A 25360-nucleotide genomic window follows, 5' to 3' on the forward strand; every position below is an offset into this window, starting at 1 on the left:
TTTTACAAGAAATGGAAACTTTTGGGATATACTTATTTGCTAATGGTTTATAATAAAATAGAGGTGTTTTAATGGGAGGAAATTTTTATGAGGAATTTACAAAAAAAATTAATGTTTTTTTTATTTATATGTATAATTTTACAGATTATACATACAATACCAGTTTATTCTTTAAATGAATTTTATCAAAATAACTCCCTAAGCAATTTTGAATCTATTATGTTTAATAATCAATTTATTAGCAAATATTCATTACAGATAATATGTATTATGACTATGATATGTATAATGCTTATACTATATATAATATATGATAAATTAAGGTTTAGAATTAAATTGCAAAAGGTAGCTTATACAGATGGTCTTACAGGAGCAAGTACTATGGATAAGTTTGTGATTGATGCTAATAAGATATTATGCAAAAATACTCAAGAGAAATATGCTTTATTGTATATAGATATTGATAAATTTAAATATATAAATGACCTATTTGGATATGAAGTTGGAAATGAAATTTTACGTAACTTAACTAAGATTATTAAAAATAATATATTTGAAGATGAGATATTTGCAAGAATATCTGCTGATAATTTTACTATAATTATGAAATACATAGAAGAAAAAGATATAACAAATAGATTGAACATTATATTTGAAGAACTAGATTTATTTAATAATAATCAAGAGGAAAAGTATAAACTGGTTTTGAGTTGTGGAATCTACTTTATACTTTCAGAAGATAGAGATATTAATTCAATTATAGATAGGGCTAATATACCTCATAAAATGGCAAAAGGAGGACATAAAAGTTCCTATGCATTTTATGATAATAAGATTCATGACCAAGAAATAAAAGAAAAAGAGATGGAAAATACGATGTTTTCAAGTTTGGAAAATAAAGAATTTATTGTACATTTGCAACCAAAAATAGAACTTGATACAGGAGAAATACAAGGTTCAGAAGCTCTTGTTCGATGGAAAAGTTCTAATAAAGGTTTAATACCTCCAAATGAATTTATTCCATTTTTCGAGAAAAATGGTTTTGTAATAAACTTAGATTTATATGTACTTGAAGAAATATGTATACAGCTTAGAAAATGGATTGATGCAGGTATAAATCCAGTTACTATTTCGGTTAATGTCTCAAGGATACATTTATATTGCAATAATTTTATAGAAACATATAAAAATATAATTGATAAATATGAAATACCTGCAAAGTATATAGAACTTGAACTTACAGAAAGTATTATATTTGATAATTTTGACATCTTAATTGATATAATGAATAATTTAAAAAAAATAGGATTTTTGATATCTATGGATGATTTTGGTTCAGGGTACTCATCATTAAATATGTTAAAAGAAATTCCTATGGATATTTTGAAGCTTGACCAAAAATTTATTATGGAAACTTATAATAGCAATAGAAGTAAGATAATTGTTACTAAAGTTGTAGAAATGGCAAAAGAATTAGGAATGAAAGTGGTATCAGAGGGTGTTGAGACAGAAGAGCAGTTTCAGCTCTTAAAGGAAGTAAAATGTGACATGGCACAGGGATATCTGTTTGGAAAGCCAATGCCAATTGAAGAATTTGAAAAATTGATTATGTATAGCTCAATAAAATAGGAATTAATCTATATTATAAAAAATCTAATAAATTATGTTAAAAATGAACTCTAATACAGTGTTCATTTTTTTGTGAACTTTTTTATATACTTTTTAAGATAGTAAAATTATTTAAGATTAAAAGGAAATAATTATAGCTTTGATTATAGATATATAGTAGGAATTTTTATAAAAGCATAGTATGAAAAAATATACAGAAATATTTTTATAATTTTATTTAAAAGTAATTGACATATAAGCTGTATTATTATATTATTGTATTAAGTTATTAATACAATAATATAAACAAGGAGGTATAAACATGGAATGGGAACTTGATAATAATAAGCCTATATATATACAATTAGTAGAACATTTAAAATTGAAAATAATTTCAGGTGAGATTGAAATAGGATCTAAACTAGAAACAGTAAGAGCACTAGCAGAAGATGCTGAAGTAAATCCAAATACAATGCAAAAAGCTCTAACAGAGCTTGAAAGACAAGGATTAGTTTATAGCCAAAGAACTAAAGGAAGATTTGTAACAGATGATAAGGAAAAAATAAAAGCTATGAAAGCGGAAATAGCTAATGTTGAGATAAATACATTAAAAGAGACTTTAGAAAAACTTGGGTATGATAAAGATGAAATGTTAAAACTTATTACAGAAAATTTGAAAGGAGAATTATAAAATGGATAAAAATATAAATAATATTTCTCAAGATGGAATAGTTGAATTTAAAGGTGTAAATAAAAGTTATGGAACTAAAAAGGTTTTGAAAAATGTTGAATTGAATATACCAAAGGGAAAGATAGTGGGATTGTTAGGTCCTAATGGAAGTGGCAAAAGTACAATGATTAAGCTAATAAATGGATTATTACAGCCTGATAATGGTGAAATTGTAATAAATGGAATGAAACCATCAATAGAGACTAAGAAAATAGTATCTTATTTACCAGAAAGAACTTATTTAAATGACTGGATGAAGGTATCAGATTTACTGAAATTTTTCTATGATTTTTATAGTGACTTCGATGTTAGAAGAGCAAATGAGATGATTAAAAGTTTAGATATTGATGTGAATGAAAAACTAAAAACAATGTCTAAAGGAACCAAAGAAAAGGTTCAACTTATCTTAGTTATGTCAAGAAAAGCAAGTATATATATCCTGGATGAACCTATTGGTGGTGTTGACCCAGCTGCAAGGTCATATATACTTAAAACTATATTAAAAAATTATTCTGAAGATAGTACTTTACTAATCGCTACTCACTTAATAAGTGAAATAGAGAATATATGTGATGAAGTAATATTTATATCTAAGGGACAAATAGTATTGCAAGGAGATGTTGAAACAATAAGAGAAGAAAAAGGAAAATCTATAGATGCATTATTTAGGGAGGAATTCAAATGTTAGGTAAATTATTAAAATATGAATTAAAGGCAAGTGGAAGAACATTTATACCATTATATATAGCTATATTGGTAGTAGCTGTATTCAATGGAATATTTATAAACACAGATATATTCCAAATACAGGGAATAGGAATACTGGTATTGACGAGTCTTTTCATGGCATTAGGTGTTTTAACTATTGTAGTTACAATTCAAAGATTCAGAAAAAATCTTTTGGGTGATGAAGGGTATTTAATGTTTACTCTTCCTGTTAGTACTAGTTCACTTATTTTATCTAAATGTATAACAGCACTTATATATGCTGTACTTAGTTTTATAGTTGCAATGCTTACATTTGGAATGCTTATGCTTTTTAGTGCTTCTGGAATACACTTACCTGAATTTTTAGATTTTTTTAATACTGTTTTTACAAAAGGTTCTGAATATTTTTTAGATGTTGTATTATTTTTAGTAACAATGCTTATTTCATATTCATCATTTATTTTGTTATTATATACATCAATTTCAATGGGTCAATTGCCAAGATTTAACAAGCATAGAAATATAGTAGCATTTGTTTCTTTTATAGCTATAAATATAGTAATATCAAGTGTTGGAAATGCTATAGAAAGAATTTTACCACATAAAGATATAAATATGATATACCATTTTTATCAAAGTCCTCATTTTGCACTTGCAATGCTTGGGAGTATTGCAGTTGTAGTAATATTATTTTTCGCTACAAAATATATATTAGATAAAAAATTGAATTTAGAATAGATATTTTTATAGAGAGCCATCTTTTGAGTAATGTTCAAAGATGGCTTTTTATATTTAAGGAGTTAATTTATATATATAACAAGAATGAAACTTTATTTCTAGTTAAATATGTATATATGTAGTATAATGAGACTATATGTTAAAATTTGTAATAAATAGATGTATACTTGATATAATTACTTAGAAAGCATGAATTTTATAGAGTATATCAAGAAAATTTAAAGCTATGTAGATTTGAGGGAGAAAATATGAAAAGTTATACAAAGGCTAAATGGAGTGTTTGGGGCATAATTACATTTTCATTCATTTTAGTCTTATTTTTAAGGATGTCAACTGCTGTTGTTTCAGATAATTTATCAAATGAGTTAGGTTTTAATTCTATACAAATTTCAAATATAGCATCTTTTTGCCTCTATGCATATGCATTTATGCAAATACCAGCAGGAATCTTAATTGATAAATATGGAGCAAGAAAACTTAGTAGTCTTGGAATAATAATGGCAAGTTTAGGTTCTATTTTATTTGGATTGATTCAAAGTATAGAGTTAGCATATATTTCTCGTATAGTTGTAGGTGCAGGGACCTCAGTAATATTGCTTTGTATTTTAAAAATTCAGGGTAGATGGTTTAATAAATCAGAATTTGCTTCTGCAACAGCTAAATTTTCATTTGTAGGGAATTTAGGGGGAGTTCTTGCTACTTTTCCACTTGTGTTTCTATCTGAATTTGTTGGTTGGAGAAATTCATTTTTATTGATAGGCATAATTGGTGTTGTAATCGGATGTTTTATGTATATTATTGTTAGAGATACTCCAAGAGAATACGGATTCAATATAGATATGGAACCTAATGAAGAGCCAGAGAAGATTGGTATTGTTGATGGAATTAAGTCTGTTATAAAAAATAAATCAACATGGTATAACTCAATGATAATGTTCTCTTTTGTAGGTCTGACAAGTGCATTTACAAGTCTATGGGGAGTGAAATACATAATGGATGTTTATGGGGTTAGTAAGAGTTTTTCTGCATTTATAGTATCATTTTTTACATATGGATTTATATTTGGTTCAATAATTATGGACTTTGTATTTGCTAAAATAAGCTCTAGTAAATTTAATATAATCAAATATGGAGCAATAATAGATTTATTTATATGGATTCTAATTGTAGTTGTATATAAAGTAAAACCACCAATAATGATTTTCCAATAGCATTTTTTATTATGGGATGTATAGTGATGTCTCATTTACAAGTTTTCAATGATGCTAAGTATAAAAATAAAGAAATTTATTCTGGATTGGCAACTAGTGTCATTAATACTTTCGAATTTATAGGTAGTGGTATTATTAATTTAATTATAGCAGTATCTTTGCAAGTAAATTCACATAATGTAGTTGATGGATATAAAAGAGGATTTGTGATATTTATAGTACTCAGTATTATAACTATAATAGCATCTCATATAGGTGTAAAAAATGATAATTCTAAGACTGAATAGAATCTTATTATTGATTCAATTTAATGCAATATTTTATAGATAAAAAAGAATTTATATTTATTACAAGGATATATACCAAGATATAATTGGAATATAAATCTTGTTTACTATGTCGAAATGATATTGTATTATATTAAATAGAAAATAAGAACTTTAAACTATAATATTGGTTCTAAAAATATAAAGTAAGGAGTTTTTTATGGATACGACAAAAATAGATGATATAAGCAAGTTGGATTTAAACAATCTAGATATTAATAAAATGGATATGGGCGGTATAATGGAAAGCTTTTTAGAATGGGCTACTACAAGTGGAGTAAAACTTATAATAGGTATACTTATACTTTCCATTGGATTTAAAATAATAAAGAAATTTGTAAACCATGTAATGTTATTACTTGGAAAAAGGGATATTGATTTAACCCTAAGAAGGTTTTTGAAATCTCTTCTTTTAAGTGTGCTTAAAGTTGCTGTTGTAATCATTGTTTTAGAATATTGGGGAATGAGCTTATCTAGCTTTGCTGCTGTGATAGCATCAGCAGGGGTAGCTATAGGTTTAGCATTACAAGGTAGTTTATCAAATTTTGCTGGAGGATTTATCATACTTTTGATTAGACCTTTTAAAGTAGGAGATTACATAGAAGCAGCAGGTCATGGAGGAACAGTTGAGCAAATAGGACTTTTTTATACACAATTGGTTACTCCAGATAATAAGCAGATACTTATACCTAATGGCTCTGTATCAAATGATAGCCTAACAAACTATTCAGCAAAGAATACTAGACGAGTTGACTTAACTTTTAGTGTAGGATATGAAGATGATATAGTACAGGTGAGAAGAGTATTGAAAGAGATTGTGAATAGCCATAAATTAATAATAAATGAACCAGAACCATTTATAGGAATAGTGGAACATGGAGATAATGCCATTAAATTTGCTGTTAGAGTTTGGTGTAATACAGAAGATTATTGGACAATTTATCTTGATTTATTGGAAGAGGTTAAAGTTAGATTTGATGAAGAAGGAATTACAATTCCTTATCCTAAGATGGATTTAACATTAAGAGAGCTAAAAAGAATTTAATATTATAAAGTCAAGGCACCTTTAGATTTAATCTTTGGGTGCCTATTTTTCATTTTTTTCTTATGAGGGCTGATTTAATATCTATAAGAATCTTATGTTTTGACTTAAAACAATTAACTACTTATATATTATATATAAGAGTTTTTTATATTTTATTAAAAAAATATTTTGTTTTTTTACAATTTAATGTCGTTAAATGATTGGAAATAGTTTTTGTTTTCGACAACATATAATATGTGCTTGTTATACAATTTAATTATGAAGTATTAATAAGGGGGGAAATATTGTGAAATCAAAGAAATTATTATCGTTAGGGATAGCTATGTCAATGTTTGTTGCTGGTTGTCCTATATCTGCAAATGCACTTGATAAAATTGATAAAATTCAAGGTGCAGATAAATATGAAACTGCTGGACTTATTGCAGATAGAGAAAACTATACTACTGCAATACTTGTAAATGCAGATAGTACTATGGCTGATGGATTAAGTGCGAGTGGTCTTGCAGGAGCAACAAATGCACCAATTCTTTTAACTAAAAAGAATAATATACCAAGTGCAACTATGAAAAGAGTTGAAAAAGCTAATAAAGTGTACATAATTGGTGGTGAAAGTTCTATTGATAAAGCAACTGAAAACGTTTTGAAAGGTAAGAATATAGAAGTTAAAAGACTTCAAGGTAGTGATAGAATTAAGACAAGTTATAATGTAGCAAAAGAAATAGGAGCTATTAACAAGGTTAGTAAGGTTATATTAACTAATGCTTTTAAAGGTGAACCAGATGCTATGAGTATTGCATCTGTAGCTGTTAGAGATAAAGCACCTATAGTATTAACTGATGGAAAGAGTGTACCATTTAACACTACTGGAACAGAAAGTTATATAATAGGAGGTACTTCATCAATGAGTGATAACTTAGTAAATGATACTAATTCAACTAGATTGGGTGGAGTAGATAGATATGATACTAATAAGAAGATAATAAATAAGTTCTATAATGGAGCAAAAGAGTTTTATATAGCTAGCGGAACAGATTTAGTGTATGCACTTGCTGGTTCTACAATAGCTAAAAATACTCCAACAGTTTTAGTTGATGATAATAGCAATAAGACTGTATTAAAAAGTGCAACTAAAATAACAGCAATAGGAAATCTAAATGATAGTATATTACAGCAGTGTTTAAATGTAACAAAAAATATAGGAAATTCAGATACTGGAAAACAATATACAGTAGAGGATGCTGCTAATGCTGTGAAAAAATTGCTAGGTGTTGATAAACTTTATTATAATGAAAATTATCCAGAAGATGAAGACTTAATATTTTTATTAGATACTAGCTTTGAATATTCAGGAAAACAATTCTACGTATTTGGTTATGTCACAGAGAATTCTGAAGGTGATGTTAGATATTGTGTAGAGAAAAATGATATGAGCAAAGTATATACATACAATGTTAGTGGCATTATGGAAGTATGTAACCCAGCTGACTATGAAAATAGAAAAATGATAACAGAAGATAAAGCAAAAGAATTAGCATTAGCAGAATGTGCTAGAAAGCATAAGGTTAGTGTTAATTTATTAAGAGTAAATACTGCTTATATTGATAATATTAATAATATAAAAGTATATGCTGTAAGAATAGATTCAAAGCCACAACCAAAACAGACTTATGGATGGTATTTCATAGATGTTTATAGTGGATATGCTTATAAAGATATTTGGAATAACATTTAAAAAAGTATTTTTAAAAATAATTACAAATATATTCCTTCTGTAAAAGATAATAAAGCAATAATTAAAAGTATTAATCGAATAATTTTATAATTACAATAAAGCATTCTCATACTGGAGAATGCTTTATTTATACAAACAACATATTTTGTTTTAGTAAATTTATTTTAGTAGATATAAATTTTATAGTCTTAAAACTAGCAAAGTAGGAAGTAAATTTAATATAAAAGGGTAAATAAAGGGTTTAGAGGGCATAATATAGAATAAATTAAGTATTTAAGGAGGTTTTTTTATGTGTAAAAAAACATATTTATTAGTAGTAAGTATACTTGTTGCAGGTTTATTGACTGCATGTAGTGGAAATCCAACTACAGATTCAGGACAGGCACAAGATAATACGAAGAAAGAGACAAATGCGTCAAATAAGGATTTAAAAGATGAAAAAAATAATGAAAATTTGAATGAACAAGATTTTAAAGTACCATACACAGATGCAGTAAGCATATTTAAAGATAAGTATAAAGATGCTGATATAGTAGATTTAAGCCTTGAAAGAGACTTAAATAAATTTGTTTATACTGTTGAAGGTGTAGATGATAATAATGAGTATAAGATGAAAATAGACGCTAATACAAAAGATGTACTACAGGATAAAACAGAAAAATTGGATTCAGAAGATTTAAATGGAGCAGCTAGAAAAGAAAAATTAGACTTAAATGATATAATAACACCTCAAAAAGCTATGGAGATTACATTAAAAGAACAAAATGGAAGGGTAAAAAAATGGAGTTTAGATAAAGATTTAGATGTTACTTTTTATAAAATAAGAATAGATAAAGATAAAAATGAATATGACATAAAGGTAGATTCTAAAAAGGGAACTATATTGGAGGTAGAAAAAGAAGATTAGAAGCTTTAAATTACTTTTGTAATAATTTCTTTTTTAAATAAAATTTGTTTAAAATATAACAAGCAGGGTATAAAAAGATTAAATAACTATTTTAGGAGGAGTACGGTATGTCATTGAAATCATTAAAAATAAAAGAAAATTTATATTGGGTAGGTTCACTTGACCCTGACTTAAGAGTATTTGACATAATTATGTATACACCTTATGGAACTACTTATAATTCATATGTATTAAAAGGGACAGAAAAAACAGTTTTATTTGAGACAGTTAAAGATAAGCATTTTGACAATTATATTGAACGATTAAATGATTTAAATATAGATTTTGAAAAAATAGACTATATTGTTGTAAGTCATACTGAACCAGACCATGCAGGAAGTGTTGAAAAACTTTTGGATTTAGCTAAGAATGCAAAAGTAGTAGCTTCAGAAACTGCAATTAAATATCTTAAGGAAATAGTAAACAAAGATTTTGAGTATATTGCAGTTGCAGATGGAGATGCATTATCAATTGGAGACAAGACTTTAGAATTCTTCTCTGTTCCTATGCTTCATTGGCCAGATACTATATACACATATATTAAAGAAGACAAGACTCTTGTAACATGTGATTCATTTGGTAGTCATTATAGTAATGATAAGATAGTAAACACACTTGATGAAGATGAAGAAAAGGATTACTTAGATGCTTTAAGATACTATTATGATTGTATAATGGGACCATTCAAGCCATCTATGGTAACTGCTATAGAAAAGATAAGAGACTTAGATATAGATACTGTATGTCCAGGTCATGGACCAGTATTAACTGAAAATCCTAGAAAAATTATAGACCTTTATTATAACTGGAGTGTAAATGAACAAATAAAATTAGAAAAAGAAGTTACAATTTGTTATGTTTCTGCACATGGATATACAAAGATTATGGCAGAAGCTATAAAAGCATATATTGAACAAAACAGCAATTATAAAGTAAACTTATTTGATGTAATAGAGAATAAACAAGAAGATATTTTAGCAAAGATAGCAGTATCACAAGGTGTATTGTTTGGTACACCAACAATATTAGGAGACGCATTAAAGCCTATATGGGATATTTTAGTATCCTTAAATCCAGTTATTCATGGTGGAAAGGTTGCTTCAGTATTTGGTTCATATGGATGGAGTGGAGAAGGTATAGAAAATGCTATGGAGAGAATAAATCAGCTTAGAATGAAAGCTGTAAAACCATTTGCTGTTAACTTTAAACCATCAAATGAAGAGTTAGAAAAATTACATTCTTATACAGGTAAATTCTTGGATAAATTAAATTCTACTTTTGGAAGTAAAAAGAAAACTAAGAAATTTAAATGTGTAATTTGTAATGAAGTATTTGAAGGGGATAGTGCTCCTAGTGTATGTCCTGTATGTGGAGCGAAAGAAGACCAATTTATAGAAGTTGAAGAAGATGAAGTTACTTTTAGAAAAGATACTGATGAATATTTTGTAATAGTAGGAAATGGAGCAGCTGGTTTTTATGCAGCAGATGCTATAAGAAAAAGAAATAAAACTTGTAAGATAACTATGATTTCTAATGAAGATGAATTAACTTACTATAGACCTGCACTTTCTGATGGCATAAATGAAGAGCTTGGTTCAGATTTTTATATGGAAGATAAAGCTTGGTATGACGAAAACAATATAGTAGTAATATTAGGAACAAATGTAGATAAGTTAGATGAAGTAAATAAAACTATTATAGTAAATGATGGTGCCATTAAATTTGATAAACTTGTAATAGCTACAGGAAGTAGAAACTTTATACCACCAATTAAAGGGCATGATTTAGAAAATGTGTTTACTCTTAGAAATATAAAAGATTTATACAGTGTAAAGGAAGCCTTAGAAAAATCTAAGAAAGTTGTGGTAATTGGTGGAGGTCTATTAGGACTTGAAGCTGCATGGGAATTTAGATTAAAAGGATTAGAAGTAGTAGTAGTTGAAGCGATGGATGGTATACTATCAAAACAACTTGATAAAGAAGGTAGTAAAATATTAGAGCAATGTGTAAGAGATACAGGAATAGATGTAAGATTAGGTGTAGCAGTTGATGGTATCGATGGAAATGGAAAAGCACAAAAAGTTATATTCAAAGATGGAGATAGTGTTGAATGTGATATGGTAGTATTTTCTATTGGTGTAAGAGCAAATACACAAATAGTTCAAGATACATCTGTAAAAACTGACAGGGGTATTGTTGTAGATAAGACATTACAGACAACTGTTAAAGATATATATGCTTGTGGAGATGTTGCACAAGTAGAAAATACTAGTTTAGCAATATGGCCATCCTCAGTGGAAATGGGAAAAATAGCAGGTGCAAATGCAAGTGGAGATAATTTGACATTTGAAAGTGATGTGTATCCAGTTTCATTAGATGCAATGAATGTAAAAGTATTTAGTATTGGTAATATACAAAATTTTGATAAAGAAATTTCATCAAAAGATGAAGGAAAGAGAATATACAAAAAATTATTTATTAAAGATGGTTCATTAGTTGGAGCTATACTTATAAATGATTTAAGTTGTACTGTTAAATTGATAAGATTAATATCTGAAAAGGGTGATTTTGAAGATATTATGAAAGCAGATATACTATAGTTTAAATATAAGACCGAAAAAGTCTTAAAATATGACAATTCATATTTTAAGACTTTTTTGTTATAATATATAATAAAATAATCATACCTTAACTGTAAATTTATATAGATTGTTTACTTTTTAATGTTAGATTCCTTTTTTGAGATTGGTATATAATAACAATATAGAGTATATAATAATAGTTAAAGTTAAAAAAGGGGAAAAGCAATATGCAGTATATACAAGAATTACTTGATTTGACTCAAAACTATTGGGTATTAGCTACAATAATTGGTTTGTTAAGTGCATTTATAGAAAGCTTTATACCAGCCCTACCACTTGTTGCCATAGTTACAGCAAATGCTGCAATACAAGGGTTATTTCTTGGATGTTTGTTATCATGGATTGGCTCAGGACTTGGGACAACCTCATTATTTTTATTAATAAGCAGATTTAATGACAGTAAGCTTTTTAATAAGTTGAGAAATAGTAAAACTGAAAGGGCAATAAGTTGGATGGATAAACAGGGATTTAAGTTATTGTTTATAGCATATGCCTGTCCATTTATGCCTGGTTGTTTAGTTACTATTGCATCAGCTTTTGGTAAAAAAGATATAAAAGATTTTGTGCCAGCAATGTTGGCAGGCAAATTTGTAATGTTTATAGTAATAAGTTATGTGGCAAGTGACATAGAAGGATTTATAACAAGTCCTTTAAAGATAGCATCATTTATATTGCTGGTGTTTTTATCATGGAAGATTGGAAATAGAGTCAATAAAAACCTTGAAAATCATAATTATGAATTTCATCATAAAAAACACAATGATGATAGAGATAATAGAAAAATTTAGTTTTCTAAAAAATAAAAAGTATCAAAAAATAATTAACTTACAAAGCATTATTTTAAGATACTTTTTATTTTTTTGTTTATTAGGTACAATATCTTTTAAGAACTATTAAACAAAATATGAGTTGACAAACGTAACTATAGTAAAATATAAAATTGATATCCAATCAAAAAAATAACTATGAAATTTAAGAGCTTAGATATGAATTTTTCTGTTTTTGAGTTAGTTTTTATAGGGAGTAAAGAAATGTTTATGGTAATGGGGTAAAACAGTTCAATACCTTCCTTAGTAATAAGGTCAAGGCACAGGTGAGATAGATATCCTATTATAAATCCACTAGACAAACATGAGAAAACTATATTATTGTGAGTAAAGATTGTTAGAGATTTAAAAAAACTATAAAGAAGCAATAAAGCAATTAGGCTATGGGTAAATCCTCTATGTCTAAACCTGCTTCCAAATAATTTGTATATCAATATAAATTTTTTACTTATATGAGAACCTCGCATATCTATATCTGGAAACAAAGACCCTAAATATGCAAAATAAATATAAACCATAATTAATACTATTTTATATGTAATATCGTATTTGACTAGATATATATTGTTTATAAAGGGGAGTATCAAAAGTGCAAATATATATCCTCCCCTTTCATGTGTTTCTTTTATCATATAAAAATCCTCCTGAATCGTCACTATAAACATAATATTGGTAAATTTAGACTATCTTTTATTCTATTATATAGCAAACATAAGTTTTTTTCAAAAGGATTTTAATATTTAATTAATCTTGAGATTTTAAATTTTTATAGTTTTCTAAAGCTCCATTCCAATTTATTACATTAAACCAGTTGTCAATGTATTCATTTCTTCTATTTTGATATTTTAAATAGTAAGCATGTTCCCAAACATCAAGTCCTATTATAGGAGTTAAGTTTTTACTTATAGGACTATCTTGGTTTGGAGTAGTTATAATGGATAATTTACCATCCTTAGTAGCTACAAGCCAAGCCCAACCAGAACCGAAAACATCTAAAGAAGCTTTTTTGAATTCTTCTTTAAATTTTTCAAAAGAACCAAAGTCTCTATCGATTGCTTCTTTTAAAGATTCAGAAGGGATAGTTTTTTCAGGAGTCATTATATCAAAAAAGAATTTATGATTGTAAGCACCTCCTGCATTGTTTCTTACTGCTGTAACAATATCTTTAGGCAAAGAGTCTAAATTTTGCAATAATTCACATAAAGAATAATTGTAAAGCTCAGGATATTTTTCAAGAGCAGCATTTAATTTATCAACATAAGCTTGATAGTGTTTATCATGATGCAATTTCATAGTTTCTTTATCTATATAAGGTTCAAGTGCATCATATGCATAAGGTAATGGTTTAACCTTAAATTTATTGTTTTCAGGTGTAAAAGCAAATGAAGTTATACACTGTGAAATTATAAATAAAGACATAATAACTGGTATTAACATTTTTTTCTTCATAAAAATCACCTCCTAATATAGTATTTCTAGAAATAAAAAAAATATGAAAGATTAGCAAATAATTTATAAAAATTTGATAGTAATTTTCTTTTAAATTGAATAAGTTTTAAATCTAAAGACAAAACTATGAGATATAGAACAAGACTAAAAGATAGGAAGGAATTTTGATAGTATGGATGGCAATATTTCAATTTATTATAAAGGAGATATATCTAAAAAAGAAGATATTAAACTTAAAAAAAAAGAGTCTATAAATAATATTAATAATGTAAATCTCGATAGTAGAGAAAAATTTAAAAATGATGAAAAAACTTTTGATTTTGAGAGATTTGATGTAATAGATGTTATTTGTGGGAATAAACCATTTGAAAAGGATGGAAAAGTTATTGTTTTTAATGGAAGTATATATAATTGTCATGAAATAAAAGCAGAATTGATTGAAAAAGGGCATACTTTTACTACTGATGATGATATTGAAATCTTATTGGCATCTTATATAGAGTTTGGTAAGAATTGTGTACATAAGATAAAAGGTATGTTTAGTTTTATAATATATGATAAAGTAAGTGAAAGTATATTTGGAGCGAGAGATTTATTTGGAATAAAACCACTTTATTATATAAATAATGAAAAATCAATCATTTTTGCCTCAGAGTATAAATTTATGCTTGAATATATAAAAAATCTAAATATAAATGAAAGAAGTTTGCAAAGCTATTTTTCATTTCAATATGTACTTCCTGAAGATACTATGATACAAGGAATAAGGTTGATACCAGCAGGTCATTTTTTTAGAGTGGAAAATGGAATATTATCTTTAAAAAGATATAACAAACTTGAATTTAGAAGTAGTACAAAATTTTTTTATACTAAGAATCATTTAGGAAATAGAGATATAAGCGAGGAAGATGTAAGAAATGTGATAATGGATTCAGTAAAAAGTCATATGATAGGAAATAGAGTAATTGGAACATTTCTATCTAGTGGTATAGATTCATCTATTATAACTACTTTAGCTTCACAAATTAATCCAAATATAAAATCCTTTTCTGTAGGATTTAATGTTAAAGGATATAGTGAGTTAGAAATAGCAAAGAAAACAGCTGATAAGTTAGGTATAGAAAATATTCAAATTAATATAACACAAGATGAGTATATAAAAGCATTACCAAAAATAATTTATTCTTTGGATGACCCTGTAGCAGACCCTTCAGAAGTAGGACTTTATTTTCTAATCAAAGAAGCAGGTAAACATGTTGAAGTAGCATTGTCTGGAGAAGGTGCAGATGAATTATTTGGAGGATATAATATATATAAGGAATATAATAATATGAAATCCATTGTAAACTCACCTACTTATGTTAAAAGTATACTAGGAAGAGTTTCAGAACTTATGCCTAACATGAAGGGAAAAAATTACTTTTATAGAGCTACAACACCACTAGAAAAAAGATATATAGGAAATGCAAAGATTTTTGAAAATAGTGAAGTAAAAAGATTCTTTTCTAAATATAAAGAGAAAAATATATATGAGTACTTGTTATCTAATTTGTATAGAGATGCACAGAAGCATAATTATGATTATATAAGCAAGATGCAACATATAGATATGAATACATGGCTTCAGGGTGATATACTTCAAAAAATGAGTAAAATTTCTATATGTGAGCAACTTGAACTTAGAGCTCCATTTTTATATAAAGATGTATTTGATGTAGCAAAGAACTTGAGAATGGATCAAAAGACAACAAAGAGTAATACAAAAGTTTTACTTAGAGAAGCATTTAGAGATATAGTCCCAGAACATGTTATCCAAAGAAAAAAATTAGGATTTCCAACACCAATAAGAATTTGGTTAAAAGATTCTTTAGGAGAAGTTGTAAAAGAAACTATTTCTAATTCAAATGTAGATGATTTTATAGATAAAAAATATGCAATAAATCTTTTAGAGGAACATTTTAAAGGACATAAAGATAATTCAAGAAAAATATGGACTATATTCATCTTTTGTATGTGGTATCAAATATTTATGGAAGATAAAAATATTAAATACTAATCTTGTGTTAGATTTTTCTTGTATTGTATTTTAGAAATAGCCAGAACTAAGTTTTTGATAATAATATATATCAGAAATTTAGTTCTGGCTATTTTATTAAAAGTTTATCCAGATACATTTATTTTATTATTTCAATAAAATTGTTGGCAAACATTTTGACAAGGTTACTTTCTACTGCTAAATTTAGGTTTTGACCATCATCATAACCAGCAGAAATCAACCCTAGTAAATTTCCAAACATATCTAAAAGTGCTCCACCTGAACTACCACTAGAGATTGGAGCTGTAAATTGTATCATTTGAACTGTTTCAAAATCACGAAAAGCTGAGATAATTCCATCTGAAACTGTATTGAAAAGACCTAAAGGGCTTCCGATTGCAACTATTTTTTGACCTCTTACAGGCTTTTTACTAACATTGATAGGTATTGGTTTACATTTTCTATCAACCTTTATTACAGCTAAATCATAATCTGTATGATACTTTATAATTTGGTAAGATGTATAAACATTATCATCATTTTCAAATCTAACTAAAAATGAGTACCCATCGTTAACTACATGAAGATTTGTAAGTATATAACCTTCGCTATTTATTACTACTCCAGAACCACTCTTGAATGGTTTTTCCTCACTATTACACACAACAATCATAACGATAGAAGATGATAACATTGCAAGTTCTTCATAAGAAAGTTCTATTTCTTTATTTTGTATAGGTTTTTTAGCTGTATGTTTTGTGTTAATAAAAGTATTTTCAGAGTGAGGTCTATCTGTAGAAGTGTAGATTTTATTGGTATCTTCTTTATAGTTTATATTCGAAACAGATTTTTCAAAAGGTATTTCTAATATCTCTGTACTCTTTTTAGAAAGCTCAAATAGAGTAGAAAAATTTGAACATTCAGGATATAAATCAATAATATCTTTACATGGGTTTATATATAAAATATCACACCCAAGTTGTGATAAAAAATACAAGAAAAAAAGTTCTTGTCTCTTAATATTTCCAAAGTACACTATTTTTGGTGAGATATTAGTTTTTGTTTTATTATAAAATAACTTAGGTAGAAAGTATTCTATCCAACACAAAAGTTTAACAGCAAAGTTTTTAACAATAGAAGGTGTTGAATTTGGCATACTTGTACAAAATAAATCTAAGGTATTTTTAAATGCAATTTTTTTAGTCCAATCTAAAGTATCATTTTCTAGCTTGCATGGAAAGTCAATACTATATAAGTTCCAACTGTTAAATTTGACTTTATCATAAGTATTAAAAACCTTAAGCATATTATCTGTTTGTGATTTGTCAAAACTCATATTTAAATTACTTAATCTAATATAAGGAATTTTTGGATTATTAAAAAAATAATCGTCTATATTTTTGATTTTTTCTATGTACTTATCAATTGAATCTTCAACACCTATATATCGTGTAAAGTAGACTTCCTTAATGTATGAAGAACTTTTACTTGTATATGACATACTAGACATAAATTCAATTAGAGGTTCATGTGATTTTTTTATTAAAATCTTTAATGGTTTAATAGTACAAAGCATATTTTTTCTCCTATAAAATAAGATGATATAATCTATTATAAAACAACTTAAAACAATATAGTACAAGAATTTTGTAGTTTCAAAATAAAATATGTACTTGTTCATACAAATGATATATAATTACATATTAAACATAGATTTTACATATTTAATAAAGTATGTAAAATCTATGTAAAAAGTAAGAAATATAAACATTTTTTTAATTATATTTTAAAAATATCAAGTAAGTTTTCTTCACAAATGAATAAAAAATGATATAATATGATTAAAGAAAAAGATAAATAATTAGCAAGATTTGTTTAGCTAAAATTAACAAGGGAGCGATAAATTATGGGTATAACATTATCAAAAGGCCAAAAGGTTGATTTAACTAAAGGAAATCCAGGCCTTAAAAATATTTTAGTTGGTTTAGGATGGGACACTAACAAGTATGATGGTGGATTTGACTTTGATTTAGATACAGCAGCATTTTTAACAGGAGCAAGTGGAAGTGTTACTAATGATGGAGATTTTGTATTTTACAATAATTTAAAACATACATCTGGAGCGGTTGAACATTTAGGTGATAACAGAACTGGTGAAGGTGATGGAGATGATGAACAAATAGTTGTTGATTTATCTAAGATTCCTGGAGAAATAAGCAAGATTTCTTTTACAGTTACAATTCATGATGCAACTGAGAGAAGACAGAATTTTGGACAAGTAAGTAATTCTTATATAAGAATAGTAGATAAAGATACGAATGAAGAGCTAATAAAGTATGAATTAGGAGAAGATTTTAGTATAGAAACTGCTATAGTAGTAGCTGAAATATATAAGCATAATGGAGAATGGAAGTTTAATGCACTAGGCTCTGGTTTTGAAGGTGGTCTCGCTGCACTATGTGGAAACTTTGGAATAAACTTATAATTTCAAATATAATAATAAACTAGAGGGGGTATTTTCCATGGCTATAGTATTAAAAAAAGGACAAAAAATTGATTTAACTAAAGGAAATCCAGGTCTTAAAAATATAAAACTTGGATTAGGATGGGATACAAATTCATTTGATAGTGGATATGATTATGATTTAGATGTAAGTGTTTTCATGGTAGGAGAATCACAAAGAGTCGAAAAAGATGAAGATTTTATATTCTATAATAACTTAAAACATACATCAGGAGCAGTTGAACACTTGGGTGACAATAGAACTGGTGAAGGTGATGGAGATGACGAGGAAATACTAGTAAATTTAGATGTAATGCCAAAGCATATTCAAAAGATAGCTGTAACAGTTACAATATATGAAGCTGCCGAAAGAAGACAAAATTTTGGACAAGTAAGTAACTCATATATAAGAGTCTTAAATTCTGAAAATGACGAAGAAATATTAAGATATGACTTGGGTGAAGAATTTAGTATAGAAACTGCAATTACAGTATGTGAGATATATAAGTATAATGGAGAATGGAAGTTTAATGCAGTTGGAGCAGGTTTTGAAGGTGGCTTAGAAGCACTTTGTAGAAATTATGGATTAAATGTTTAATTTGAGTAATATAATATATTAAATATAAATAACCTATACAAAAATGTATAGGTTATATTATATAAAATTTTGTGGAGGTTTAGTATGTCGATTAATTTATCAAAAGGTGATAAAATAGATTTAAAAAAATCGAACCCTGGACTGAGTAATATACTTGTAGGTTTGGGATGGGACCCTGTGCAACAAGCAGGTGGAGGATTTTTTAAATCTCTGTTTGGTGGAGGACAAGCTGATATAGATTGTGATGCATCTGTATTTATGCTTAATCAAGAAGGAAAATTGAGTGGAATAAAAGATTTAATTTATTTTGGAAATCTAAAAAGTGCCTGTAAGTCAGTATTGCATACAGGAGACAATTTAACTGGTGAAGGTACAGGTGATGATGAACAAATCCTAGTTAATTTGGATAAGGTTCCATCAAATATTCACAAATTGTTATTTGTAGTAAACATATACAACTGTGTGGATAGAAAACAACATTTTGGTATGATAGAAAATGCCTATATAAGAGTTGAAGACCAAAATAATAAGAAAGAGATAGCCAAATATAATCTATCTGATAATTATTCTGAAAAAACTACTCTTATAGTAGGAGCTATATATAGAAAAGATGGAAGTTGGCAATTTAAAGCAATAGGTGAAGGAACAAAGGATGCGGGTCTTAAGGAAGTAATGCAAAATTTAGACAGGATTGAGTGTGCATATGGAATTTAATAATGATATCAAATATTATAATGTAGATAAAGAAGAGGTAACAGAAGACTTATCTGTTAACCCTGAAAAAGGTTTATCAGAACCAGAAGTCAAGAAAAGAAGAGAAAAGTATGGTTTAAATGAGTTTACGCCAAAAGAAGAAGGAAGCTTTTGGGATGATTTAAAAGACAGTTTAAGTGAACCAATGATAGTTATTTTGATTATTGCAGCAGTAGTAAGTGCAGTAATTGGAGAAACTCATGATGCAATAGGTATAGTAGGAGCTATAGCAATAGGTATAGCAATAGGTATGATTACAGAAGGTCGCTCTAAGAAAGCAGCAGATGCTCTTTCTAAATTGACTGAAAACATAGAAGTTAAAGTATTGAGAGACGGAGAAGTACATCAAATCTCTAAAAGTGAATTGGTACCAGGAGATATAGTATATATCGAAACTGGTGACATGGTACCTGCTGACGGTAGACTTATAGAGACTATAAATCTTAAAGTTAGAGAAGATATGTTAACTGGGGAATCTGATGATGTATCTAAAAAGTGTGATGTAGTAGTTTCTATGGAAGAAATAGAATCTAAAGGAGCATTAGTAGTACAAGAGCCAATACCTGCAAAACAAATAAATATGGTATTTGGTGGTACACTTGTAGCTTATGGTAGAGGAACTCTAGTTGTAACTTCAATTGGAGATAGTAGTGAGATGGGTAAAATAGCTCAAAACTTATCAGATACAGATGAGCAAACTCCACTTCAGATAAAACTTGGAAATTTAGGTGGATTGATAGCTAAAGTTTCTAGTGCAGTAGCAGGATTATTATTTATATTTATGGTTTTCCAAATGGTAAGTAAGAATGTATTAAATGTAGACATGTCTGGAATATTACCATTTTTAGAATCAATAGACCCTGTTAAAACGGCATTTACAGTATGTGTTGCGTTAATAGTTGCAGCAGTACCAGAAGGTCTTCCAACTATGATAAATATGACACTTGCAATAACAATGCAAAAAATGGCCAAAATAAATGCATTAGTTACTAAAAAAGAAGCTTGTGAAACTATAGGTTCTGTTTCTGTAATATGTTCAGATAAAACTGGCACATTAACTGAAAATAGAATGACTGTAGAAGTTGCATATATTGATGGAAGATATATTGAAAGTTCAGAAGAAGAAATAAATAGTTATTTTGAAGAAAACTGTATGATAAACTCTACAGCTGATATAGAGCATAACGATGGTGATGTTAAGTATTTGGGAAGTGCTACTGAATGTGCATTACTTTTATACTATAAAAACGTAGACTATAGAAAATTTAGAAAAGATTGTAATATAGTAGCTCAAAATCCTTTTACTTCTGACTCAAAAAGGATGACTTCTGTTATGGGTAGAGATAATCATCATGTACTATTATCAAAAGGAGCACCAGAAGTTTTACTTGAGTTATGTTCACATATCCAAAGGGGAAAAGACATAGTTCCAATAACTGAAAATGTGAAACATGAAATTTTAGAAGAAATAAAAAAATTACAAATAAAATCAATGAGAACTTTAGGTTTTGCATATAAAGAAATCTCACAAGCTGAAGAAGAAGCAGCAGTAACTGCTGAAAGTGATGCTATGAATGTTAGTGCAATGGAAAGTAATTTAGTATTCAGTGGTTTTGTTGGTATAAGAGACCCACTTAGAAAAGATGTTATAGAGTCTGTAAATACAGCAAACAAAGCTGGTGTTTCTGTAAAAATGCTTACAGGAGATAATATAAATACAGCAAAAGCTATAGGTGAAGAATTAGGCTTATTAAAAGGAAATATGAGAGCAGTTGAAGCTTCATATATAGATACTTTAGATGATGAAGAATTAAAAGAAGAGATACAAACTATCTCAATCGTTGCAAGAAGTAAGCCAGATAGTAAAATGAGAATAGTTTCAGCTTTACAAAAGAGTGGAGATGTTGTTGCAGTAACAGGTGATGGTATAAATGATGCTCCAGCACTTTCAAAAGCAGATGTTGGTATAGCAATGGGTATCTCAGGGACAGAGGTGTCTAAAAATGCAGCAGATATAATTTTAACTGATGATAGTTTTAGTACTATTGTAAAAGGTATTAAATGGGGTAGAGGAATTTATGATAACTTCCAAAGATTCGTTCAATTCCAATTAACAGTAAATGTAATTGCCTTTTTAGTGGCTATAATATCTCAGGTAATGGGACAAGAAATGCCATTTACTACAATACAATTATTATGGGTAAACATAATTATGGATGGTCCACCAGCACTAGCATTAGGTCTAGAGCCTGTTAGAAACCATGTATTAAATAGAAAGCCTGTTGATAGAAAAGCTAATATAATTTCTAAATCAATGGTATATACGATAGTATTAAATGCAATCTATATAACAACAATACTAATGCTACAATCTACATTTAACTTCTTAGGAGTTGATGAAGCTCACAAAGGAACAGTAATGTTTGCATTGTTTGCTTTTAGTGCATTGTTTAATGCATTTAACTGTAGAGAATTTAATGCAGATAGTATTTTTCCAAACTTTACACATAACAAATTAGCATTACAAATAATAGTTTTAACAGGAATTGCACAAGTAATATTTACTCAGCTATTCCAAGATTTCTTTAACTCTGTAGCTATGGATGTTATGACATGGGGAAAAGTTCTATGTGTAGCAGCAAGTGTAGTTGTAGTTAATGAAGTTGTAAAATGTATAATAAGACTAGTAAAACCAAAAAAAGCCGCTTAAAATAAATTTTTTAAAAAATAACAAACTGACTCAAAATATGTATTTTGAGTCAGTTCTAAATAAACATTTAAATTGGGAGGATAATTATGGGCGACTCAAAGGTATTTGAAAAAATATTCTCCAGCCAATCAGACAGAGGAAATTACACTCCTTCAAAAGGATATCTAAGTTATTTTATTTCATATATTGGTTTAGAAGATGAGGTTTTGTACAATCTTGAGATATTTAAGGCAAAACAAAATATTGATAGTAAAAAAGATATTGTTTTATTTACTGATGCTATAGCAAATCCTAGTGATTTTGATATTATAAATTATTTTAAAAATGGACTTAAAAAATATAGAAACAGTATGGAAGATGTAGATATAAATATTTTAGGGTTCGATGGGATTGATTATAAACTAAAAAAAGCTATAGATAAAGTTTTAAAAGAGGAAGAAAAAGAATTTACTAATGATAGAGTTAAACAAAATTTTATAGTGAAAATAATGGCATGGATAAAAATCTATATCGGTGCTTTAGATATAAATAAAAATGAGGCTCCAAAAGTAATATTTTATGGGGATATAAAAAAGCATGAAGTTTATCTACTCTTAATATTGTACTTGGCAGGCTTTGATGTTTTATATCTTAACCCAAATTCAAAGAGTAATATAGATATTTTAAACATAGAAAAATACAAGGTAGAGTTTGAAGAAGCCAATATAATAGAAGAAAAAGTTGCTTTTGAAGAAAGGGTTATCTTAGGAGAAAAAATAGATAAAGGTTCTGTAAAAAAAGCTTTTACTGTGGGAGCAGAAGCATCAAAACGTATAAGCGAAGAGTTATTAAATGATGCAGGATTTATAAAACCTTGGCAGCTTCAAGATAGAAAAATAAAAAATTTACTTTTAAGTTCAACTGTTGATGAAATATCAATATACTGGAATCAGCCATTAAAATTAAGACCAGGATTTAAGTTTAGTGATGTTACTGTAGAAGTTCCAAATTTTCTCTCTAAGATTAATGGAATATATAATGACAAAAATGAGTATATTAAGTTTTTAGATTTATTGAGAGATTCGGAAAGTTCAACATTTATTGAATTTAATGGGGATATAGACAAATTTTCGAAAGAGTTTACAAGAGATGCTTTTAGTTTGTCTTTTTTACTGAATTCAAAAGGTGTTATAGATAAAAATTCTGTTTTAAATAATAAAGATTATTCTATTTCAACATTGGCATTAAATCAACAAATTATGATTTTAGAAAAGGTTGAAGAGTTATTAGAAGGAAATATGTTCTTAAATGGTTTAAGTGGAGAGGACAAGATAAAAGGTCTGTTTACAATACTTCATATGGATAAGAAGTTTGTTCATATGATGAATAATTTTGATTATTCTCTTATAAATCCAAAATTGATTATATATATGTACAAGAGTATAGTATTTGATAAAGAAATAGTTTTCCTTATGCTTTTACTAAGTAAAATTGGATTTGATATTATTATATTGTGTCCAGGAGGAGAAAATAATATAGAGAATGTTATAAATAACCAATTGATTGATGTACACAGATTGGATAAAATGGTATATGACCTTAGATTAAATTCACTTGAAGATGATATACCTTTACTTAAAAAAATTTTTGGAAAGAGGAGAAGATTTTAGATGGGGATAAATATAAATAGTTTTTCAAAAGATAAAAATTCTGTAGAGGTTACTGAAAATTTACCTACAGTTGTTGAAGAAGAAAATTTTGATATAATGGAATATACAAATAATAAAAAAAATGAACTGAGAAAGTCTAAGGAAGTTGAGGCATTAACGTCTCTTATAGAGGTAGAAAACCCAGATACAATTTTACAATTTGGTAGAAAAGCATCTGAAGGAGTAGCAAGGGTTTCTGATAGTCTTTTAAATACAATAAAACTAAATAGAAATGAAGAAAACTCTAAAATGTTGGTTCATTTGACTAAAATAATGGACAAGTTTGATTTAGATGATTTTCAAGAAACTAAGGAACCAAATTTTGTTCAAAAACTTTTCAAAAAAGCTAATAATGCTATTGAAATGATGTTTCAAAAATATGAAACATTGGGAGGAGAAGTTGAAAAAATCCAAATTGAACTTGAACAATATGAAAGAGATATAGCACTTTCTAATAAGCAAATAGGTTCTATGTTAAATGAGAACTTTGAGTTTTATAATGAACTTCAAAAATATATTGTTGCTGGAGAAATGGCAATAGAAGAAATGGATAACGAGATATTACCTTTCTTTAAGCAAAAATCGGAAACTAGTGGAGACCAAATGGATGTTGTTAATTATCAAGAGCTATTGAAAGTTTATGATATGTTAAATCAAAGAATATATGATTTAAGAATAGCAGAAAATATAGCCATACAGACAATACCTATGCTTAGAGGTATGCAACATAATAACTATGGTTTAATTAGAAAAATAAACAGTGCATTTGTTGTAACTTTACCAGTATTTAAACAATGTTTATCTCAAGCCATATTGCTTAAAAAGCAAGAATTGCAAGCAAAATCTCTAAAAGCACTTGATGATAAGACTAATGAATTATTGCTTAGAAATGCTCAAAATGTAAGTACTCAAAGTGCACAAATAGCTAGAATGGCTGGAACAAGCTCTGTTCAAATAGAGACATTAGAAAAAATGTATACTACTATTAAGTCTGGTATAGATGAAACTATGAGAATAGAAGAAAACAATAGAGTTTTAATTAAGGATAATACAAAGAGGTTGGAAGAATTAAATACAGCTATAATTTATAATAAGTAGTATATTAGGGGCT

The 25360-nt window shown here is 27.6% G+C and carries 21 protein-coding genes; 18 read left to right on the forward strand and 3 right to left on the reverse strand.

Annotated features, from left to right (window positions below):
* Window positions 1-87 precede the first annotated feature (87 nt).
* The 11 genes from ACTG46_RS08815 to ACTG46_RS08865 all read left to right on the forward strand — a co-directional run bounded on the left by ACTG46_RS08815 (window position 88) and on the right by ACTG46_RS08865 (window position 12474).
* A complete protein-coding gene (locus ACTG46_RS08815) occupies window positions 88-1629 on the forward strand; it encodes a putative bifunctional diguanylate cyclase/phosphodiesterase (RefSeq protein ID WP_054270104.1) in 1542 nt (513 codons plus the stop codon).
* Between the two features lie 301 nt (window positions 1630-1930).
* Window positions 1931-2299, forward strand: a complete 369-nt coding sequence (locus ACTG46_RS08820) for a GntR family transcriptional regulator (protein WP_054270105.1) — start codon at window positions 1931-1933, stop codon at window positions 2297-2299.
* A 1-nt stretch (window position 2300) separates the two neighbouring features.
* Window positions 2301-3026, forward strand: coding sequence for an ABC transporter ATP-binding protein (locus tag ACTG46_RS08825; RefSeq protein WP_054270106.1), 726 nt, complete (start codon window positions 2301-2303; stop codon window positions 3024-3026).
* The gene (locus ACTG46_RS08830) at window positions 3020-3784 is read left to right on the forward strand and encodes an ABC transporter permease (protein WP_479923956.1); all 765 of its coding nucleotides are present in this window, start codon (window positions 3020-3022) and stop codon (window positions 3782-3784) included. Before ACTG46_RS08825 ends, ACTG46_RS08830 begins: the two co-directional genes overlap by 7 nt.
* 248 nt (window positions 3785-4032) lie before the next feature.
* Window positions 4033-4995: an MFS transporter gene (locus ACTG46_RS08835; protein ID WP_479923957.1), complete on the forward strand. Its 963-nt coding sequence runs from the start codon at window positions 4033-4035 to the stop codon at window positions 4993-4995.
* Window positions 4996-5021: 26 nt separating this feature from the next.
* Window positions 5022-5282, forward strand: coding sequence for a hypothetical protein (locus ACTG46_RS08840; protein ID WP_479923958.1), 261 nt, complete (start codon window positions 5022-5024; stop codon window positions 5280-5282).
* Window positions 5283-5481: 199 nt separating this feature from the next.
* Window positions 5482-6366: a mechanosensitive ion channel family protein gene (locus tag ACTG46_RS08845; RefSeq protein ID WP_074179809.1), complete on the forward strand. Its 885-nt coding sequence runs from the start codon at window positions 5482-5484 to the stop codon at window positions 6364-6366.
* A gap of 286 nt (window positions 6367-6652) precedes the next feature.
* Window positions 6653-8098 (forward strand): cell wall-binding repeat-containing protein, encoded by a 1446-nt coding sequence (locus ACTG46_RS08850; RefSeq protein WP_407812208.1) that lies wholly within the window; start codon window positions 6653-6655, stop codon window positions 8096-8098.
* 289 nt (window positions 8099-8387) lie between these two features.
* Complete coding sequence (locus tag ACTG46_RS08855; protein WP_479923959.1) at window positions 8388-9005, forward strand: PepSY domain-containing protein; 618 nt, start codon at window positions 8388-8390, stop codon at window positions 9003-9005.
* 107 nt (window positions 9006-9112) lie between these two features.
* Window positions 9113-11644, forward strand: coding sequence for an FAD-dependent oxidoreductase (locus ACTG46_RS08860; protein ID WP_479923960.1), 2532 nt, complete (start codon window positions 9113-9115; stop codon window positions 11642-11644).
* Between the two features lie 209 nt (window positions 11645-11853).
* On the forward strand, window positions 11854-12474 hold the full coding sequence (locus ACTG46_RS08865) for a TVP38/TMEM64 family protein (RefSeq protein ID WP_054276579.1): 621 nt from the start codon (window positions 11854-11856) through the stop codon (window positions 12472-12474).
* Window positions 12475-12608: 134 nt separating this feature from the next.
* Here the strand turns inward: ACTG46_RS08865 and ACTG46_RS08870 are convergent, their stop codons facing one another.
* On the reverse strand, window positions 12609-13145 hold the full coding sequence (locus ACTG46_RS08870; RefSeq protein ID WP_054270113.1) for a metal-dependent hydrolase: 537 nt from the start codon (window positions 13143-13145) through the stop codon (window positions 12609-12611).
* Window positions 13146-13257: 112 nt separating this feature from the next.
* On the reverse strand, window positions 13258-13962 hold the full coding sequence (locus ACTG46_RS08875; RefSeq protein ID WP_054270114.1) for a superoxide dismutase: 705 nt from the start codon (window positions 13960-13962) through the stop codon (window positions 13258-13260).
* Between the two features lie 172 nt (window positions 13963-14134).
* Between ACTG46_RS08875 and asnB the strand changes: the two genes are divergently transcribed.
* On the forward strand, window positions 14135-16018 hold the full coding sequence (asnB, locus tag ACTG46_RS08880; protein WP_479923961.1) for an asparagine synthase (glutamine-hydrolyzing): 1884 nt from the start codon (window positions 14135-14137) through the stop codon (window positions 16016-16018).
* 118 nt (window positions 16019-16136) lie between these two features.
* Here the strand turns inward: asnB and ACTG46_RS08885 are convergent, their stop codons facing one another.
* Window positions 16137-17573: a trypsin-like peptidase domain-containing protein gene (locus ACTG46_RS08885; RefSeq protein ID WP_479923962.1), complete on the reverse strand. Its 1437-nt coding sequence runs from the start codon at window positions 17571-17573 to the stop codon at window positions 16137-16139.
* Between the two features lie 330 nt (window positions 17574-17903).
* Here ACTG46_RS08885 and ACTG46_RS08890 point away from each other — a divergent pair, with 330 nt between their 5' ends.
* The 6 genes from ACTG46_RS08890 (at window position 17904) to ACTG46_RS08915 (ending at window position 25347) form a co-directional block, all read left to right on the forward strand.
* Window positions 17904-18482, forward strand: a complete 579-nt coding sequence (locus ACTG46_RS08890) for a TerD family protein (protein WP_003420269.1) — start codon at window positions 17904-17906, stop codon at window positions 18480-18482.
* A 37-nt stretch (window positions 18483-18519) separates the two neighbouring features.
* Window positions 18520-19098 (forward strand): TerD family protein, encoded by a 579-nt coding sequence (locus ACTG46_RS08895; RefSeq protein ID WP_054270117.1) that lies wholly within the window; start codon window positions 18520-18522, stop codon window positions 19096-19098.
* An 84-nt stretch (window positions 19099-19182) separates the two neighbouring features.
* The gene (locus ACTG46_RS08900) at window positions 19183-19812 is read left to right on the forward strand and encodes a TerD family protein (protein WP_054270118.1); all 630 of its coding nucleotides are present in this window, start codon (window positions 19183-19185) and stop codon (window positions 19810-19812) included.
* A complete protein-coding gene (locus ACTG46_RS08905) occupies window positions 19802-22561 on the forward strand; it encodes a calcium-translocating P-type ATPase, PMCA-type (protein ID WP_074179803.1) in 2760 nt (919 codons plus the stop codon). Before ACTG46_RS08900 ends, ACTG46_RS08905 begins: the two co-directional genes overlap by 11 nt.
* An 86-nt stretch (window positions 22562-22647) precedes the next feature.
* Window positions 22648-24210, forward strand: coding sequence for a YceG family protein (locus ACTG46_RS08910; protein ID WP_167640178.1), 1563 nt, complete (start codon window positions 22648-22650; stop codon window positions 24208-24210).
* Window positions 24211-25347 (forward strand): toxic anion resistance protein, encoded by a 1137-nt coding sequence (locus ACTG46_RS08915; RefSeq protein WP_054270120.1) that lies wholly within the window; start codon window positions 24211-24213, stop codon window positions 25345-25347.
* Window positions 25348-25360: the final 13 nt, after the last annotated feature.

The sequence above is a fragment of the Clostridioides sp. LIBA-7678 genome, from assembly GCF_056716065.1.